At 70.0% G+C, this 15,882-nt stretch carries 13 protein-coding genes; all 13 read right to left on the reverse strand.

Annotation, left to right across the window (positions count from 1 at the left end; translation table 11 throughout):
* Positions 1-126 precede the first annotated feature (126 nt).
* The gene (gene nuoN / locus ABD259_RS09890; protein ID WP_344161797.1) at positions 127-1,785 is read right to left on the reverse strand and encodes an NADH-quinone oxidoreductase subunit NuoN; all 1,659 of its coding nucleotides are present in this window, start codon (positions 1,783-1,785) and stop codon (positions 127-129) included.
* Positions 1,786-1,793: 8 nt separating this feature from the next.
* Positions 1,794-3,356, reverse strand: a complete 1,563-nt coding sequence (locus ABD259_RS09895) for an NADH-quinone oxidoreductase subunit M (protein WP_344161605.1) — start codon at positions 3,354-3,356, stop codon at positions 1,794-1,796.
* Complete coding sequence (gene nuoL, locus ABD259_RS09900; RefSeq protein ID WP_344161800.1) at positions 3,357-5,237, reverse strand: NADH-quinone oxidoreductase subunit L; 1,881 nt, start codon at positions 5,235-5,237, stop codon at positions 3,357-3,359.
* 74 nt (positions 5,238-5,311) lie between these two features.
* Positions 5,312-5,611 carry an NADH-quinone oxidoreductase subunit NuoK gene (gene nuoK, locus ABD259_RS09905; RefSeq protein ID WP_344100527.1) on the reverse strand — a complete coding sequence of 100 codons (300 nt, stop codon included), beginning with the start codon at positions 5,609-5,611 and terminating at the stop codon, positions 5,312-5,314.
* Positions 5,611-6,540, reverse strand: a complete 930-nt coding sequence (locus ABD259_RS09910) for an NADH-quinone oxidoreductase subunit J (RefSeq protein ID WP_344100529.1) — start codon at positions 6,538-6,540, stop codon at positions 5,611-5,613. The genes nuoK and ABD259_RS09910 overlap by 1 nt, the downstream gene beginning before the upstream one ends.
* Positions 6,541-6,545: 5 nt before the next feature.
* Complete coding sequence (gene nuoI, locus ABD259_RS09915; RefSeq protein WP_344100531.1) at positions 6,546-7,088, reverse strand: NADH-quinone oxidoreductase subunit NuoI; 543 nt, start codon at positions 7,086-7,088, stop codon at positions 6,546-6,548.
* Positions 7,081-8,454, reverse strand: coding sequence for an NADH-quinone oxidoreductase subunit NuoH (gene nuoH, locus ABD259_RS09920; RefSeq protein ID WP_344100533.1), 1,374 nt, complete (start codon positions 8,452-8,454; stop codon positions 7,081-7,083). The genes nuoI and nuoH overlap by 8 nt, the downstream gene beginning before the upstream one ends.
* Positions 8,454-10,943 (reverse strand): NADH-quinone oxidoreductase subunit G, encoded by a 2,490-nt coding sequence (locus ABD259_RS09925; RefSeq protein ID WP_344161607.1) that lies wholly within the window; start codon positions 10,941-10,943, stop codon positions 8,454-8,456. The genes nuoH and ABD259_RS09925 overlap by 1 nt, the downstream gene beginning before the upstream one ends.
* Positions 10,944-11,213: 270 nt before the next feature.
* On the reverse strand, positions 11,214-12,512 hold the full coding sequence (gene nuoF, locus ABD259_RS09930; protein ID WP_344161609.1) for an NADH-quinone oxidoreductase subunit NuoF: 1,299 nt from the start codon (positions 12,510-12,512) through the stop codon (positions 11,214-11,216).
* On the reverse strand, positions 12,509-13,231 hold the full coding sequence (gene nuoE / locus ABD259_RS09935) for an NADH-quinone oxidoreductase subunit NuoE (RefSeq protein WP_344100539.1): 723 nt from the start codon (positions 13,229-13,231) through the stop codon (positions 12,509-12,511). Before nuoE ends, nuoF begins: the two co-directional genes overlap by 4 nt.
* Entirely contained in the window at positions 13,228-14,529 is a 1,302-nt protein-coding gene (locus ABD259_RS09940) for an NADH-quinone oxidoreductase subunit D (protein ID WP_344100541.1), read from the reverse strand. The genes nuoE and ABD259_RS09940 overlap by 4 nt, the downstream gene beginning before the upstream one ends.
* Positions 14,526-15,296: an NADH-quinone oxidoreductase subunit C gene (locus ABD259_RS09945; RefSeq protein ID WP_344100543.1), complete on the reverse strand. Its 771-nt coding sequence runs from the start codon at positions 15,294-15,296 to the stop codon at positions 14,526-14,528. The genes ABD259_RS09940 and ABD259_RS09945 overlap by 4 nt, the downstream gene beginning before the upstream one ends.
* Positions 15,293-15,853 (reverse strand): NuoB/complex I 20 kDa subunit family protein, encoded by a 561-nt coding sequence (locus tag ABD259_RS09950; RefSeq protein ID WP_344100544.1) that lies wholly within the window; start codon positions 15,851-15,853, stop codon positions 15,293-15,295. Before ABD259_RS09950 ends, ABD259_RS09945 begins: the two co-directional genes overlap by 4 nt.
* Positions 15,854-15,882 lie beyond the last annotated feature (29 nt).

Consider the following 15,882-nt stretch of genomic DNA (forward strand, 5'->3'; position numbering starts at 1 on the left):
CCACATGTCAACGGGCGCGCGATACCCAAACGGACGTATCGCGCGCTCTCGGGATGAACATAAACCGGATAGCCAAGTTATCCGACGGGGGTTGCACAGCCAAAGCCACCCACCGAGTGCCCATGGCTACCGAGTGAACCCACTGGCCTGCGCCATGGTCTGCACCGCTGTGCCGGTGTCAGCGCCCTCCTTCGGGTAGAGGTGGTTGAGCAGCGGCGTCGGAAAGACGCCGAGCAGGAAGGTGGCCGCGACGCCGATGGTGATGGCCGCACCGGTGAACGCCCCGGCCCGGATCACCGTCGGACCCTCGGTGGCCGGTTCGGCGAAGAACATCAGCACGATGATGCGGACGTAGAAGAACGCGGTCACGGCGCTGCTGAGCACACCGATGACCACCAGGGGGGTGGCTCCGCCCGCCATCGCCGCCTGGAAGACCGCGAACTTCCCGATGAACCCGCTGGTCAGCGGGATACCAGCGAAGGCGAGCAGGAACAGCGCGAGCGACCCCGCCAGCAGCGGCGCGGTGCGGCCGAGTCCGGCCCACTGCGTCAGCTCTCCGGCTTCGGGGCCGTTCTCGTGCGTGCGCACCAGGGTCACGACGGCGAAGGCGCCGATGGTGGTGAACCCGTAGGCGGCGAGGTAGAACATCGCTCCGGCCGTCCCCTCGTCGCTGGCCGCCACGACGGCCGTCAGCACGAACCCCGCGTGCACCACCGAGGAGTAGGCCAGCAGCCGCTTGATGTCCCGCTGCGTGACCGCGATGACGGCGGCGAGCACCATCGTGAGGATCGCCACGACCCACAGCATCGGACGCCACTGCTCCACCGAGGCGCCGAAGGCCACGAGGAACACGCGCAGCAGCGCGCCGAACGCCGCGACCAGGGTGCACGAGGCCATCAGCGCGGTGATGGGGGTCGGGGCGCCCTGGTAGACGTCGGGCTTCCAGTTGTGGAACGGGACCGCGCCGACCTTGAAGAACAGCCCCACCCCGATCAGCGCGATGCCCAGCAGCAGCAACGGCTGCGCGGCCTTCGGGTCGGCGAACACGTCGGCGCCGCCGGCTTCGATCGCCGCGTGCACCTCGGCGAAGTTCACCGCCCCGGCGTACCCGTACACCAGCGCGATGCCGAACAGGAAGAACGCCGAGGAATACGCGCCGAGCAGGAAGTACTTGACCGCCGCCTCTTGGGAGAACAACCGGCGCGTACGCGCCAGCCCGCACATCAGGTACAGCGGGAGGCTCATCACCTCCAGTGCCACGAACAGGGTGAGGAAGTCGTTGGCGGCGGTGAACAGCAACATGCCCAGCAGGGCGAACAGCACCAGGGGGTAGACCTCGGTGTGCCGCGACCCGGCGAGGATGTGCCCGCGCTCCTCCTCGCTGCCGGGGACCGCCGCCGCCTGCGCGGCGAACGCCGCCTCCGAGTGCCGGTTCTCGGCGATGAGCAGCAGGCTGATGAAGGCGAGCACCAGAATGGTGCCCTGCAGGAACAGCGAGACGCGGTCGACGGCCACGCTGCCCAGCGCCACCGTCGTCCCGGCCTCACCCGCGGGGATCTGACCGATCAGCAGCACGGCCAGGACGAACGCGCCCAGGACCGAGGCCATGGTCAGGCTGAGCTGGATCGGTCGGCGCCGCTCCTTGGGGGCGAGCGCCTCCACCAGCACGCCGATCACCCCCGCCGCGAAGATCACCAGCATCGGGGAGAGCTGCCAGTAGTCGATTTTCGGCGCCTCATCGGTGATGACCGGTGCGGCGAGGACCGCAGCGGGCACCGAGACCATCGGGGCGATCACTCGTCGGCTCCTTCCTGGACACCGGCCGCCTCGCCGACGGCGTCGATCGCCGGCGCGGGGTCAGTGGCGTCGATCTGTTGCATGGTCTGCTCCACGGCGGGGTTGATGGCGTCCAGCAGCGGCCGCGGGTAGAGGCCGAAGAGCACGATGAGCGCGATGAGCGGCCCGACCGCCCACATCTCGCGGTGGGACAGGTCGGGAAGGCGCCCGAGCGACGCGGGTAGCGGGCCGGTCATGGTCCGCTGGTACATCCACAGGATGTAGAGGGCGGCCAGTACCGTCCCGGCGGTGGCGATAATTGCCGGAACGGGGTGGAACATGAACGCGCCGATGAACACGAGGAACTCGCTGACGAATGGGGCCAGCCCCGGAAGCGAAAGCCCGGCCAGGCCCGCGACCAAAAACGTTCCGGCCAGCAGCGGGGCGGTGGTGCGGACCCCCTGGTAGTCGGCGATGGCCGAGGAGCCCCGCCGCGCGATGAGGAACCCGACGACGAGGAACAGCGCGCCGGTCGCGAAGCCGTGGTTGATCATGTACAGCGCCGCGCCGGACTGCCCCTGCGTGGTCATCGCGAAGATGCCCAGCGTGATGAACCCGAAGTGGGAGATCGAGGTGTAGGCGATCAGCCGCATCATGTCGCTCTGCGCCACCGCGAGGATCGCGCCGTAGACGATGCTGACCAGGCTGAGCGCCACGACCGGCCAGACGAACCACGCCGCCGCGCCGGGGAACAGCTCCAGGCAGTAGCGCAGCATGCCGTAGGTGCCGACCTTGTCGAGCACGCCGACCAGCAGCACCGCGGTGCCCGGCCGGGAGGCCCCCGCCGCGGACGGCAGCCAGGTGTGCAATGGCCACATCGGTGCCTTGATCGCGAAGGCGACGAAGAAGCCGAGGAACAGCCAGCGGGCCACGGTGGTGTCGACAGCGGCCAGCCCGCCGTCCGGCCCGACGAGGTCGCTCCACAGGAAGGTGCCGCCGTAGACGGCGACGCCGATCACCGCCACGAGCATCAGCAGCCCGCCCAGGAGGCTGTAGAGCAGGAACTTGATCGCCGCGCGGCGTCGGTCCTCGCCGCGGCCGTAGCGCCCGATCATGAAGTAGACCGGGATGAGCATGGCCTCGAAGAAGACGTAGAAGAGGAAGACGTCGGTGGCGGCGAAGACCCCGATCATCATCGCTTCCAGGAGCAGGATCAGCGCGAAGTAGCCCTTGCCCCCGTCGGCGGCGGTGTCGGCGGTTTCCGTCCAGGCCGCCAGCACCACCAGGGGCACCAGCAGGACCGACATCAGGATGAGCACCAGCGCGATACCGTCGACGCCCACCGCGTAGTTGACCCCGAACTGCGGGATCCACGCGTGGACCTCGGTGAACTGCAGGCGCTGCGTGCTCGCCACGTCGAACCGGAAGGCCATCGCGACGACAAGCAGCAGCGTGGCGAGCGTGACGCCCAGCGCCACCCGCTTGGCGGTCTCGACGCACTCGCGCGGTAGCAGCGCGATGGCCAGGCCGCCCAGGGCGGGCAGCGCGATGGCCAGGGTCAGCCAGGGGATATCGGTCATTTAGATCCTCACAGCCAGCGTTGCGACGACGATCGCGGCTCCGAAGAGCATCGTCAGCGCGTAGGTGCGGGCGAACCCGGTCTGTGTGGTGCGCAACTCCCGCGAGGTGTCGCGCACGCTCGTTCCGACGCCGTTGACCAGGCCGTCGACCACCGCCCTGTCGAAGATGTCCATACCTGCGGCCAGCATCCGCCCGGGCCGCATGAACAGCCCCTCGTTGATGGCGTTGCCGTAGAGCTCGTTGCGCGCGGCGACGACCACGACGTTGCCGCGCGGGGCGGCGACCGGGACCGGAGCCTTGACGTAGCGCCACCAGGCCACCGCGACACCGGCGACCAGTACGGCCAGTGCGATCAGCGAGTAGGGGTTGACGAGCATGTGGGCGAAGTCGAAGTGGTGGACCTCGGCGCCCACGGTCGGGGCGAGGAATTCGGCGAAGGTGTTGCCGAAGACCAGCAGCGCGCCCAGGCCCACCGACCCGGCGGCCAGCACGATCATCGGCCCGGTCATGGTGGTGGGCGACTCGTGCGGATGCGCGTCGTCGGCCCAGCGCTTCTCCCCGAGGAAGGTCATGAACATGATCCGCGACATGTAGAAGGCGGTCAGCCCCGCGCCGAGCAGGGTCGCCGTGCCCAGCAGCTGCCCGGCGACGCCGGGGAAGGAGAAGGCGGCCTGGATGATGCCCTCCTTGGTCCACCACCCCGACAGCAGCGGGACCCCGATGATGGCGAGGTAGCCGAGGCCGAACGTGGCGAAGGTGACCGGCATGGCGGTGCGCAGCCCGCCGTAGCGCCGCATGTCGACCTCGTCGTTCATGCCGTGCATGACCGACCCGGCCCCGAGGAACAGCCCGGCCTTGAAGAAGCCGTGCGTCATAAGGTGGGCGATCGCCGCGGCGTAGCCGATCGGGCCCAGCCCCGCGGCCAGCGTCATGTAGCCGATCTGGCTCATCGTGGACCCGGCCAGCGCCTTCTTGATGTCGTCCTTGGCGGACCCGATGACGGCACCGGCGAGCAGCGTGGCGGCGCCGACGATGGTGACGGCCAGCTGCGCGGTCGGCGCGGCCTCGAAGATCGGGCCGGACCGCACGATGAGGTAGACCCCGGCGGTCACCATGGTCGCGGCGTGGATGAGCGCGGAGACGGGGGTCGGGCCCTCCATGGCGTCCAGGAGCCACGACTGCAGCGGCAGCTGGGCCGACTTGCCGCACGCGGCCAGAAGCAGGAGCAGTCCGGTGGCGGTCAGCACGCCCTGCCCGGCGCCGTCCACGGTGCCGAGCACGTCGCCGAACGCGACCGTCCCGAAGGTGCTGAACATCAGCATGACCGCGATGAGCAGCCCCAGGTCGCCGACACGGTTGACCAGGAAAGCCTTCTTGGCGGCCACGGCCGCCGCCGGCTTGTGCTGCCAGAATCCGATGAGCAGGTAGGAGGCGAGGCCCACGCCCTCCCAGCCGAGGAACAGCAGCGCGTAGTTGTCGGCGAGGACCAGCACCAGCATGGCCGCGACGAACAGGTTGAGGTAGGCGAAGAAGAGCCGCCGGTTGTCGTCGTGGGCCATGTAGCCCACGGAGTAGATGTGGATGAGGGAGCCGACGCCGGTGACGAGGAGGGCGAAGCTGATCGACAGCGGGTCGACCAGCAGGGTCGCGTCCGCGCTGAACCGCCCCGCTTCGAACCATGTGTACACCGGGACGGAGACGCTGCGTTCATAGGGCGCCATCCCCAGGATCTCGACGAGTGCGAGCACGGCCCACACGAAGGCCGCGAGGGGCAGCGCGACGGCGAGCCAGTGGCCCCAGCCGTTAGTGCGCCGGCCGCCCAGGAGCAGGATGGCCGCTCCCAGCAGGGGCAGGGCGATGAGCAGCCAGGCGTTGGACATGATCGTCCCGCTGGCGTCCGTTGTGACCACCGGTTCGGCGGCGAGGAAGAGGTCGGACACAGCCACGTCGCCTTCTAGTTCTTGAGCAGGTTGGCGTCATCGACCGATGCCGACCTGCGGGTCCTGAAGATCTGCATGATGATGGCCAGCCCAACGACGACCTCGGCCGCGGCCACGACCATCACGAAGAACGCGATGACCTGGCCCCCGATGTCGCCGTGCAGCCGCGCGAACGCGACCAGCGCCAGGTTGCAGGCGTTGAGCATGAGCTCGACGCACATGAAGACGATGATCGCGTTGCGCCGCACCAGCACCCCGACAGCGCCGATAGTGAAGACGACCGCCGCGAGCGCGATGTAGTTCATCGGGTCCATCAGTGGTTCACCCCCTGCCCGTCGTTGTCGCGCGCGTCGTCACGGCCGCTCTCGGTGGGGGCCCCGGTCTCGTTGGCCGACTCGTCGGCCTCGTGGGCCTCCTTGGACCACGTCGAGGCCGATGCCCCACCCGGTTCGGGCTCGATCCCCAGCCGCACCTCGCGGGGGACCCCCGACTGCAGATCGGGGTCGCGCGCGAGGAGTACGGGGTTGAGCGAGAGCTGGGAGACCGACCCGTCGGGGAGCAGCGCCGGCATGTCGATCGCGTTGTGCCGGGCGTACGTGCCGGGGCCGGGCAGCGGCGTGGGGTGGTCGCCCCGGATCCGTTCCCGGGACATCTCCCGCTGCGTGCGGCGCTTCTTCAGCCGGGTGACGTGCGCCAGCACCAGGGCGCCGAGCACCGAGGTGATGAGCAGCGCGCCGGTGGCCTCGAACGCGATGACGTAGCGGTAGACGACCTCTCCGGCGATCCACGGGACACTGCCGCCCGCCGCGGCCACCCCTTCGTCCATGCCCACGGGGTCGCCGACGACGATGCGGGTGAGCCCCAGGGACAGCGCGCCCAGGAAGCCGAGGGCGACCAGCGCGGCCAGGAGCCGCTGCCCGCGGATCGTCTCGACGAGGGAGTCGGCCGAACTGACGCCCACGAGCATCAGCACGAACAGGAACAGCATCAGCACGGCGCCGGTGTAGACGACGATCTGCACCACCATCAGGAACGGCGCCTGGTTGATGCCGTAGAAGACGGCCAGCCCCAGCATGACGACGGCCATCATCACCGCGGAGTGCACGGCCTTGCGGCTGAACACCACGCCGAGCGCGCCGAGCACCACGACGGCACCCAGCGTCCAGAAGACCATGCCCTCACCGGCCGAGATGGGGGCGGCCAGCGCGTACGCGTCGACGGGGGTCGCGGGGGTCGCGGACATCGGTGTCACCGGACCGCCTCGCCGTCGTTCTCGATGTCCTGGGAGGCGCCGTTGACGGACCGGTAGTAGTCCTCCTGGGTCTCACCGATCCGCATCGGGTGCGGCGGCGCCTCCATTCCCTCACGCAGCGGCGCGAGCAGCTGCTCCTTGGTCCAGATGAGGCTCTCGCGGTTGTCGTCGGCGAGCTCGTATTCGTTGGTCATGGTCAGCGCCCGGGTGGGGCACGCCTCGACGCACAGCCCGCACAGGATGCACCGCAGGTAGTTGATCTGGTAGACGCGGCCGTACCGCTCGCCGGGCGAGAACCGGGCGTCCTCGGTGTTGTCGCCGCCCTCCACGTAGATGGCGTCCGCTGGACAGGCCCAGGCGCACAGCTCGCACCCGATGCACTTCTCTAGCCCGTCGGGCCAGCGGTTCAACTGGTGCCGCCCGTGGAAGCGGGGCGCTGTCGGGCGCTTCACCTCCGGATACTCAATGGTCGGCACCTTCGTGAACATGGTGTGGAAGGTGACGCCGAACCCCTTCATTGGGTTGAGGAAATCAAGCACCGGTAACCTCCTCACGCTTCTCGGATCGGTTCGGTGCGGTCGGGGTGGGGCGCGGCTCCTCCGCGCGCACGCTGCTGCCGTAGTGCGGCAGGTTCGGCGGGGGGACGGGGAATCCGCCGTAGGCGGCGTCCGCGCGCATCCGCCGGAGCTCCTCGTAGTGTTCGGCCGCCTCCGCGGCGCGCCGCTGCTTCGCCGAGCGGAACATGGCGTAGACACCGGCGACGAACAACGCGGCGAAGACGACGCCAACGCCGCCGGTGGCCCAGACCGGGGCGCCCTCGTTGGCCATGACGCGGACGACTGCGAGCGCCGTGATCCAGACCAGCTGCACCGGGATGAGGACCTTCCAGCCGAGCTGCATGAGCTGGTCGTAGCGGATCCGGGGCAGGGTGCCGCGGATCCAGATGAAGAAGAACATGACGGCCATGAACTTGAGCAGCCACCACAGCGCGGGCCACCAGGCCTCGTTGGCCCCGGCCCAGAACGCGGTGATGGGCCAGGGGGCGAGGTAGCCGCCGAGGAAGAAGGTCACCGAGATGGCGCCGACGGTCACCATGTTCACGTACTCGGCCAGGAAGAACATGGTGAACTTCATCGAGGAGTACTCGGTCATGAATCCGCCGACCAGCTCACCCTCGCCCTCGGCGAGGTCGAAGGGCAGCCGGTTGGTCTCGCCGACCATGGTGACCAGGTAGACGAGGAACGACGGGAGCAGGATGACCGCGAACCACACCGGGCGCTGGGCGTCGACGATGCCGGAGGTGGTGAGGGTCCCCGCGTACATGAACACCGCCACGAACGACAGGGACATCGCGATCTCGTAGCTGATGACCTGGGCTGACGCACGCAACCCGCCGAGTAGGGCGTAGGGCGACTGGGAGGCCCAGCCGCCCAGCACGATGCCGTAGACCCCGACCGCCGCGGTCGCCAGCACCACCAGCGCCGCGATCGGCAGGTCGGTGAGCTGCAACTGCGTTTGGACGCCGAACATGGTGACCTCGGGGCCGACCGGGACCACCGAGAAGGCGATGAACGCGGGGACGGCGGCGATCATCGGCGCGGCGATGTAGACCGCCCGGTCCACGCCGCGCGGGATCAGGTCCTCCTTCAGCGACAGCTTGACGCCGTCGGCCAGGGACTGCAGCAGCCCCCAGGGGCCGAACCGGTTGGGGCCGTGGCGCTGCTGCATCCGACCCATGACCTTGCGGTCGGCCATGATCATCATCAGCACGCACAGCATGAGGAAGACGAAGATCGCGAGCGCCTTGATCAGGATGATCCACCAGGGGTCACCGCCGAACGCGTCGAGCCCGGGCTCGGCGGCCAGGACCAGTCCGGCGCCCGCGTCTCCCGGGGAGATGGGCATCACTTCTCGCTCCCAGCATTCGTCGGGTCGGCCTCATGGGCCCTCTTGTCGGCCTCCAGCTCCACCAGCGCGCCCGCGCCGACACCGAGGGCGCGCCGGAGGTCGGTGCCCTCGCCGTTGGCGGGCAGCCACACCACCCGGTCGGGCATCTCGGTGATGACCGCCGGGAGGCTGACCGAGCCGCCCTCGCCGGTGACCCGCAGCAGGCCGCCGTCGGGCAGCCCGATCTCGGCGGCCGTGGCGGCCGAGAGCCGGGCCAGGGCGGGCCGGGCGGTTCCGGCGAGGTAGGGCTCGCCGTCCTCCATGCGGCCGCCGCCGAGCAGCTGCCGCCAGGTGGACAGCAGCGCCTGCCCGGGTCCGGGGGCGGGGCGGGCCGCGGCGGGGGTGAGCGGGTCGGGGACCCGTTCTCCACTCCAGGCACCCAGCCGGGCCAGCTCGTTGTAGGCGGCCTCGGCGGAGGGCAGCCCGAGGTGGACGTCCATCTCGTCGGCGATCGCGGCGAGCACCCGCAGGTCGGACAGGCCGCCGGGGATCTTCAGCGCGTCACCGAAGGGGCGCTCGCGGCCCTCCCAGTCGACGAAAGTTCCGGCCTTCTCCGCCACGGCCGCCACCGGCAGCACCACGTCGGAGCGGTCGGTGACCGAGCTCGCCCGCAGCTCCAGGCTGACCAGGAAGGGCACCTTGGCCAGGGCCGCGCGGGCGAGGGCCGGGTCGGGCAGGTCGTCCAGGTCGACACCGGCGATGACCAGCGCGTCGATTTCACCGGCCGCGGCCGCGCGCAGGATGGCGGTGGTGTCGCGCCCCTCGCGCTCGGGCAGCGCTCCGGTCGCCCAGGCACGAGCGGTTTCGGAGCGGGCTCCGGCGTCGGCGACGGGGCGGCCGCCGGGCAGCAGATTGGGCAGCGCGCCCGCCTCGATGGCGCCGCGCTCCCCGGCCCGCCGCGGGACCCAGGCGAGCCGCGCGCCGGTGCGGTCGGCCAGCCGCGTCGCGGCCGACAGGGCGCCGGGCGTCTCGGCGAGGCGTTCGCCGACGAGGATGACCGCGCCCTCGGCGCACAGCGCCTCGATGACCTCGGGCTGGTCACTGGCGAGTCCGTCGAGGACCCCCGCCTCCTCTCCGGGCACCGCCGGGAGGAGGGTGCCGTTCATTTTCTCCAGGCCCCGGTGGGCGTGCGAGGCGATCGCGTAGACGCGCGTGCCCTTCTTCCGGGCGGCCTTGCGCAGCCGCAGGAAGACGATGGGCGACTCGTCCTCGGGCTCGAACCCGGCGAGGAGGACGGCGGGGGCGGCTTCCAGGTCCGTGTAGCTCACTTGGATGCCGGTGCCGGCGACGCGGGCGGCGAGGAAATCGGCCTCCTCCTCTGATTCGACGCGCGCCCGCATGTCGATGTCGTTGGTGTGCAGCGCGACCCGGGCGAACTTGGCGTACGCGTAGGCGTCCTCCAGGGTGAGACGTCCCCCGGTGAGGACGGCCGCCCGCCCGGTGGCGCGCGCCCGCTCCAGGCCGCGCGCCGCCATGGACACCGCCTCGGGCCAGGAGGCGACCTCCAGAGCGCGGGTCTCCTCGTCGCGGACGAGGGGACGCTTGAGCCGGTCGGGCTGGGTGGCGTACGTGAACGCCCACCGGCCCTTGTCGCAGTTCCACTCCTCGTTGACCTGCGGGTCGTCCCCGGCCAGGCGGCGGGTGACTTTGCCGCGGCGGTGGTCGGTGCGCTGGGCGCACCCCGAGGCGCAGTGCTCGCACACACTGGGGGTACTGACCAGGTCGAAGGGGCGGGAGCGGAAGCGATAGGAGGCGCCGGTGAGCGCGCCCACCGGACAGATCTGCACGGTGTTGCCGGAGAAGTAGGACTCGAAGGGCTCACCCTCGGCGATACCGACCTGTTCCTGGGCGCCGCGCTCCAGCAGCTCGATGAAGGGGTCTCCGGCGATCTCGGCAGAGAAGCGGGTGCACCGGGCGCACTGGATGCAGCGCTCGCGGTCAAGCAGGATCTGGCTGGACAGCGGGATGGGCTTGGGGAAGGTCCGCTTGGTGTCGAGGAACCGCGTCTCTCCCTGCCCGGAGCTCATCGCCTGGTTCTGCAGCGGGCACTCGCCGCCCTTGTCGCAGACGGGGCAGTCCAGCGGGTGGTTGATCAGGAGGAACTCCATGATCCCGCGCTGGGCCTTCTCCGCCACCGCGGAGGTGAGGTGGGTCTGGACGACCATCCCGTCCATGACGGTGATGGTGCAGGAGGCCTGCGGTTTGGGCATGCCGCGCCCGTTGCCCGCGTCGGGGATCTCGACGAGGCACTGGCGGCAGGCCCCGGCGGGTTCGAGCAGCGGGTGGTCGCAGAAGCGGGGGATCTGGATTCCCAGCAGTTCGGCGGCGCGGATGACCAGCGTGCCCTTGGGCACCTTGATCTGGAACCCGTCGATGGTGACGGTGACGAGGTCCTCGGGCGGCACCGCGGGTGTGCCACCCGATGTCGTGTTGGTCGTGACGGTCATCGGGCTCCTCCCCACACCGTCGAACGGGCGTGGTCGAACGGACACCCACCCTGCTCAACGTGGTCGATGCAGTGCTTCCCCGGGCAGGGGAGCGACCCCCCGGACCCCCCGGCGCGGCCGGCGTGGTCAGTCCTCATCACGCACCTCCCCACACCGTCGAACGCGCGTGGTCGAACGGACACCCACCCTGCTCAACATGGTCGATGCAGTGCTTTCCCGGACGGGGGACCGACCCCCCGGACCCCCCGCCGCGGCAGGCGTAGCCGGCCCTCATCGCACACCTCCCCACACCGTCGAACGCGCGTGGTCGAACGGACACCCACCCTGCTCGACATGGTCGATATATTCCTGGCGGAAGTACTTGATCGACGACATCACCGGGCTGGCGGCGCCGTCGCCCAGGGCGCAGAAGGAGCGGCCGAGCAGGTTGTCGCAGATGTCCAGGAGATTGTCCAGGTCCTCTTCGGTCCCGTCTCCGCGCTCCAGGCGGTCGAGCACCTGCTCCATCCAGAAGTTGCCTTCGCGGCAGGGGGTGCACTTGCCGCACGACTCGTGGGCGTAGAAAGCAATCCAGCGTCCGGCGGCGCGGACCACGCACGTCGTCTCGTCGAAGATCTGCAGGGCGCGGGTGCCCAGCATCGACCCGGCTGCGCCGACCGACTCGAAGTCGAGCGGGGTGTCGAGGTGCTCGGCGGTGAAGATGGGCGTCGAGGAGCCGCCGGGTGTCCAGAACTTCAGCTCGTGCCCGGCGCGCACCCCGCCCGCCATGTCCAGCAGTTCGCGCAGGGTGATACCGAGCGGGGCCTCGTACTGGCCGGGCCGGGTGACGTGGCCGGACAGGGAGAACAGGCCGAACCCGGCGGACTTCTCGGTGCCCATGGCGGTGAACCACTCGACGCCGTTGGCCACGATGCTGGGCACGCTGGCGATGGACTCGACGTTGTTCACCACGGTGGGCGAGGCGTAGAGTCCGGCGACCGCGGGGAACGGGGGCTTGAGGCGGGGTTGGCCGCGGTACCCCTCCAGCGAGTCGAGCAGCGCCGTCTCCTCGCCGCAGATGTAGGCGCCGGCACCGGCGTGCACGACCACGTCGAGGTCGAAGCCGCTGCCGAGGATGTTCTTCCCGAGCAGCCCGGCCGCGTAGGCGTCGGCCACGGCCTGGCGCAGCCGCCGGATGACGTGCAGGACCTCGCCGCGGACGTAGATGAAGGCCAGGTTGCTCCTGATCGCGTAGGAGGAGATCGCGACGCCTTCCAGCAGCACGTGCGGGTTGGCGAGCATGAGGGGGACGTCCTTGCAGGTGCCCGGCTCGGACTCGTCGGCGTTGACCACGAGGTAGCGCGGCTTGGGGTTGTCCTTGGGGAGGAACCCCCACTTCATCCCGGTGGGGAACCCCGCGCCGCCGCGCCCGCGCAGGCCCGACGCCTTCACCATCTCCACGAGGGTGTCGGGCTCCCTGCTCAGCGCGGTGCGCAGCGCCTCGTAGCCTCCGGTGGCACGGTAGCCGTCGAGGGTGTAGAGGTCGGTCCGGTCCCAGTCGCGGGAGAGGACGGGTGTCAGCGGCGTCACTTGGCTTCCCCCTTGCCTGCGTCGTCGGCCGGTCGTGGCGGAAGGGCGCCGGGGTCGGGCGCGGTCCAGCCGCGTTCACGGGCCAGGCGCAGGCCCCGCAGCGAGGGCTCACCGGCCTGGGTGCCTTCGTCCGCGTGCCCGTCGGGGAACCCGGCCAGCACGCGCGACGCCTGCTTCCAGGTGCACAGCCGGTCGGGGCCGCGCGTGGGGGCCACGTCGTTGCCCAGCCGCAGATCGTCGACGAGCCGCTGGGCCGATTCGGGGGTCTGGTTGTCGAAGAACTCCCAGTTGACCATCACGACCGGGGCGAAGTCGCAGGCGGCGTTGCACTCGACATGCTCCAGCGTGACCTTGCCGTCTTCGGTGGTCTCGCCGTGGCCGACCCCCAGGTGCTCCTTGAGCGCGTCGTAGATCTCGTCACCGCCCATGACCGCGCACAGCGTGTTGGTGCAGACCCCGACGTTGTAGTCGCCGCCGGGCCGTCGCCGGTACATCGTGTAGAAGGTGACCACCGCGGTGACCTCGGCCTTGGTCAGGCTGAGCTGGTCGGCGCAGAAGGCGATGCCCGCGGAACTCACGTAGCCCTCCTCCGCCTGCACGAGGTGCAGCAGCGGCAGCAGCGCGGAGCGCTCCCGGGGGTACTTCGCGATGATCTCCTTGGCCTCGACCTCCAGCCGGGCCCGTACCTCGTCGGTGAATCCCCTACTCGTCGTGGTCACCTGTCCACCCCTCCCATCACTGGGTCAATGCTGGCCACCGACGCGATGACGTCGGCCACCGTTCCGCCCTCGCACATGGCCGCGACCGCCTGCAGGTGGGTGAAGGAGGGGTCGCGGAGGTGCACGCGGTAGGGGCGGGTGCCGCCGTCGCTGACCGCGTGGCAGCCGAGTTCGCCCCTGGCGCTCTCCACGGCCGCGTAGACCTGCCCGGCCGGGACGCGGAAGCCCTCGGTGACGAGCTTGAAGTGGTGGATCAGAGCCTCCATGGAGTTGCCCATCATGTGGGCGATGTGGTCGGGCGAGTTGCCCAGGCCGTCGGCCCCGAGGGTGAGCTGCGCGGGCCAGCCGATCTTGGCGTCGTCGATCATCACCGGCCCGGGTTCGAGCCGGTCGAGGCACTGCTCGATGATCCGCAGACTCTGCTCCAGCTCGGCGACGCGGACCCGGTAGCGGGCGTAGACGTCGCACCCGTCGGAGACGGGGACGTCGAACTCGTAGTTCTCGTATCCGCAGTAGGGCTTGGCCTTGCGCAGGTCCCAGGCCAGACCGGAGGCGCGCAGCAGCGGGCCCGTGGCGCCCAACGCCAGGCAGCCGGCCATGTCCAGGTAGGCGACGTCCCGGGTCCGCGCCAGGTAGAGGGGGTTGGCGTCGAGCAGCTTGCGCAGGATCTTGACGCGCTTGGGCATCTCGGCGAGCAGTTCTCTGATCTTGTCGATCGCGCCGGGCGGCAGATCCTGGGCCACCCCGCCGGGGCGGATGTAGGCGTGGTTCATCCGAAGCCCCGTGATGAGCTCGAAGATGTCGAGCACCATCTCCCGCTCGCGGAAGCCGTTGGTCATGATCGTGGTGGCGCCGATCTCCATCCCGAACGTCGCCATCGCCACGAAGTGCGACGACATCCGGTTGAGCTCCATCATCAGCACCCGGATGACGTTGGCGCGCTCGGGGATGCGGTCGGTGATGCCCAGCAGCTTCTCCACGGCCAGGCAGTACGCCGCCTCGTTGAACAGCGGCATGAGGTAGTCCATCCGGGTCACGAACGTGGTGCCCTGCGTCCACGTCCGGTACTCGGTGTTCTTCTCGATGCCGGTGTGCAGGTAGCCGATGCCGACGCGGGCCTCGGTCACCGTCTCACCGTCCAGGGTGAGGATGAGGCGCAGCACGCCGTGGGTGGACGGGTGCTGCGGGCCCATGTTGACGACGAGCCGCTCGGCGCCGCTGGACTGGGCGCGCTCGACGACCTCGTCCCAGTCGCCGCCGGTGGCATCGATGTAGTCCTCGGTGATGTTGGTGCTCATGAGTAGGACCTCCGCTGCTCGGGCGGGGGGATCGTGGCGCCGCGGTACTCGACCGGAATCCCGCCGAGCGGGTAATCCTTGCGCTGCGGGTGGCCGTGCCAGTCGTCGGGCATCTGGATGCGGGTCAGGGCGGGATGGCCGTCGAAGACGATGCCGAAGAAGTCCCAGGCCTCGCGCTCGTGCCAGTCGTTGGTCGGGTAGATGGACACGATCGAGGGGATGTGCGGATCGGCGTCGGGACAGGTGGTCTCGACCCTGATCTCGGTGTTGTGCGTGATCGAGCGCAGATGGTAGACGGCGTGCAGCTCGCGACCGGTGTCCTCGGGGAAGTGCACGCCGGTGACACCCAGGCACAGCTCGAAGCGGAGCTGGGGATCGTCGCGCAGCCGCCGCATGACCTCGGGGAGCGCGTCGCGGCGCACCTGGAAGGTGATCTCGCCGCGGTCGACGGCGACCCGCTCTACGGCCTCGGCATAGGAGACCGGGGCGTCGTCTAGCGTGCGCTCCAGCGCGTCGGCGACCGTGTCGAAGGCGGCGGTCCGCGGGTCCTCCGGGTCGGTGTAAGGGCGTTCGGCGTCGGGGATGGCCGGGCGCCGGACCAGCAGGCCGCCGTACCCGGACGTGTCGCCGGTGGTGTGGGTGCCGAACATGCCCCTGCGGGCGATGGGCGATGCAAGGCGCTCCTCCCCCGCCTTGGCGGGCAGGTTCTCCTGCTCGCTCCCCGGCTCGGGCGCGCCGTTGTGTCCGTCGGCTCCGTTGGCTGTCATCGCGCCACCTGCTCGGGTCGGTCGATCAGCGGGAGGGAGCGGCGCATGCGGCGCTCCTCCTCTTCGTCGATCTCCTTGCGCCGCTGTGCGCCGAGCTTGGTGTTCTGCACCTTGTCGTGCAGCTTGAGCACGGCGTCGAGCAGCATCTCCGGGCGCGGCGGGCAGCCGGGCAGGTAGATGTCGACCGGGACGACGTGGTCGACACCCTGCACCACCGCGTAGTTGTTGAACATGCCGCCGCTGGATGCGCAGACGCCCATGGCGATGACCCACTTGGGTTCGGGCATCTGGTCGTAGATCTGCCGCAGGACCGGGGCCATCTTCTGGCTCACCCGCCCCGCCACGATCATCAGGTCGGCCTGGCGCGGGGTCGCCCCGAACTTCTCCATGCCGAACCTGGCGAGGTCGTAGTGCGGTCCGCCCACGGACATCATCTCGATAGCGCAGCAGGCCAGACCGAACGTCGCGGGCCACATCGAGGTCTTGCGGACCAGCCCGGCGATCTGCTCGACCGTTGTCAGCATGACGCCGCTCGGCAGCTTCTCTTCAATCCCCATCCGGCGAACCCCCTTTCCCGTTGCTGGAG

The organism is Nocardiopsis rhodophaea (assembly GCF_039530945.1).
Taxonomy (GTDB): domain Bacteria; phylum Actinomycetota; class Actinomycetes; order Streptosporangiales; family Streptosporangiaceae; genus Nocardiopsis_C; species Nocardiopsis_C rhodophaea.

Bases quoted from the DNA above. Each gene is read 5' to 3' on its own strand.
- nuoN (WP_344161797.1), bottom strand. From the start codon at position 1,785: ATGGTCTCGGTGCCCGCTGCGGTCCTCGCCGCACCGGTCATCACCGAT.
- ABD259_RS09895 (WP_344161605.1), bottom strand. From the start codon at position 3,356: ATGACCGATATCCCCTGGCTGACCCTGGCCATCGCGCTGCCCGCCCTG.
- nuoL (WP_344161800.1), bottom strand. From the start codon at position 5,237: ATGTCCAACGCCTGGCTGCTCATCGCCCTGCCCCTGCTGGGAGCGGCC.
- nuoK (WP_344100527.1), bottom strand. From the start codon at position 5,611: ATGGACCCGATGAACTACATCGCGCTCGCGGCGGTCGTCTTCACTATC.
- ABD259_RS09910 (WP_344100529.1), bottom strand. From the start codon at position 6,540: ATGTCCGCGACCCCCGCGACCCCCGTCGACGCGTACGCGCTGGCCGCC.
- nuoH (WP_344100533.1), bottom strand. From the start codon at position 8,454: ATGCCCATCTCCCCGGGAGACGCGGGCGCCGGACTGGTCCTGGCCGCC.
- ABD259_RS09925 (WP_344161607.1), bottom strand. From the start codon at position 10,943: ATGACCGTCACGACCAACACGACATCGGGTGGCACACCCGCGGTGCCG.
- ABD259_RS09940 (WP_344100541.1), bottom strand. From the start codon at position 14,529: ATGAGCACCAACATCACCGAGGACTACATCGATGCCACCGGCGGCGAC.
- ABD259_RS09945 (WP_344100543.1), bottom strand. From the start codon at position 15,296: ATGACAGCCAACGGAGCCGACGGACACAACGGCGCGCCCGAGCCGGGG.
- ABD259_RS09950 (WP_344100544.1), bottom strand. From the start codon at position 15,853: ATGGGGATTGAAGAGAAGCTGCCGAGCGGCGTCATGCTGACAACGGTC.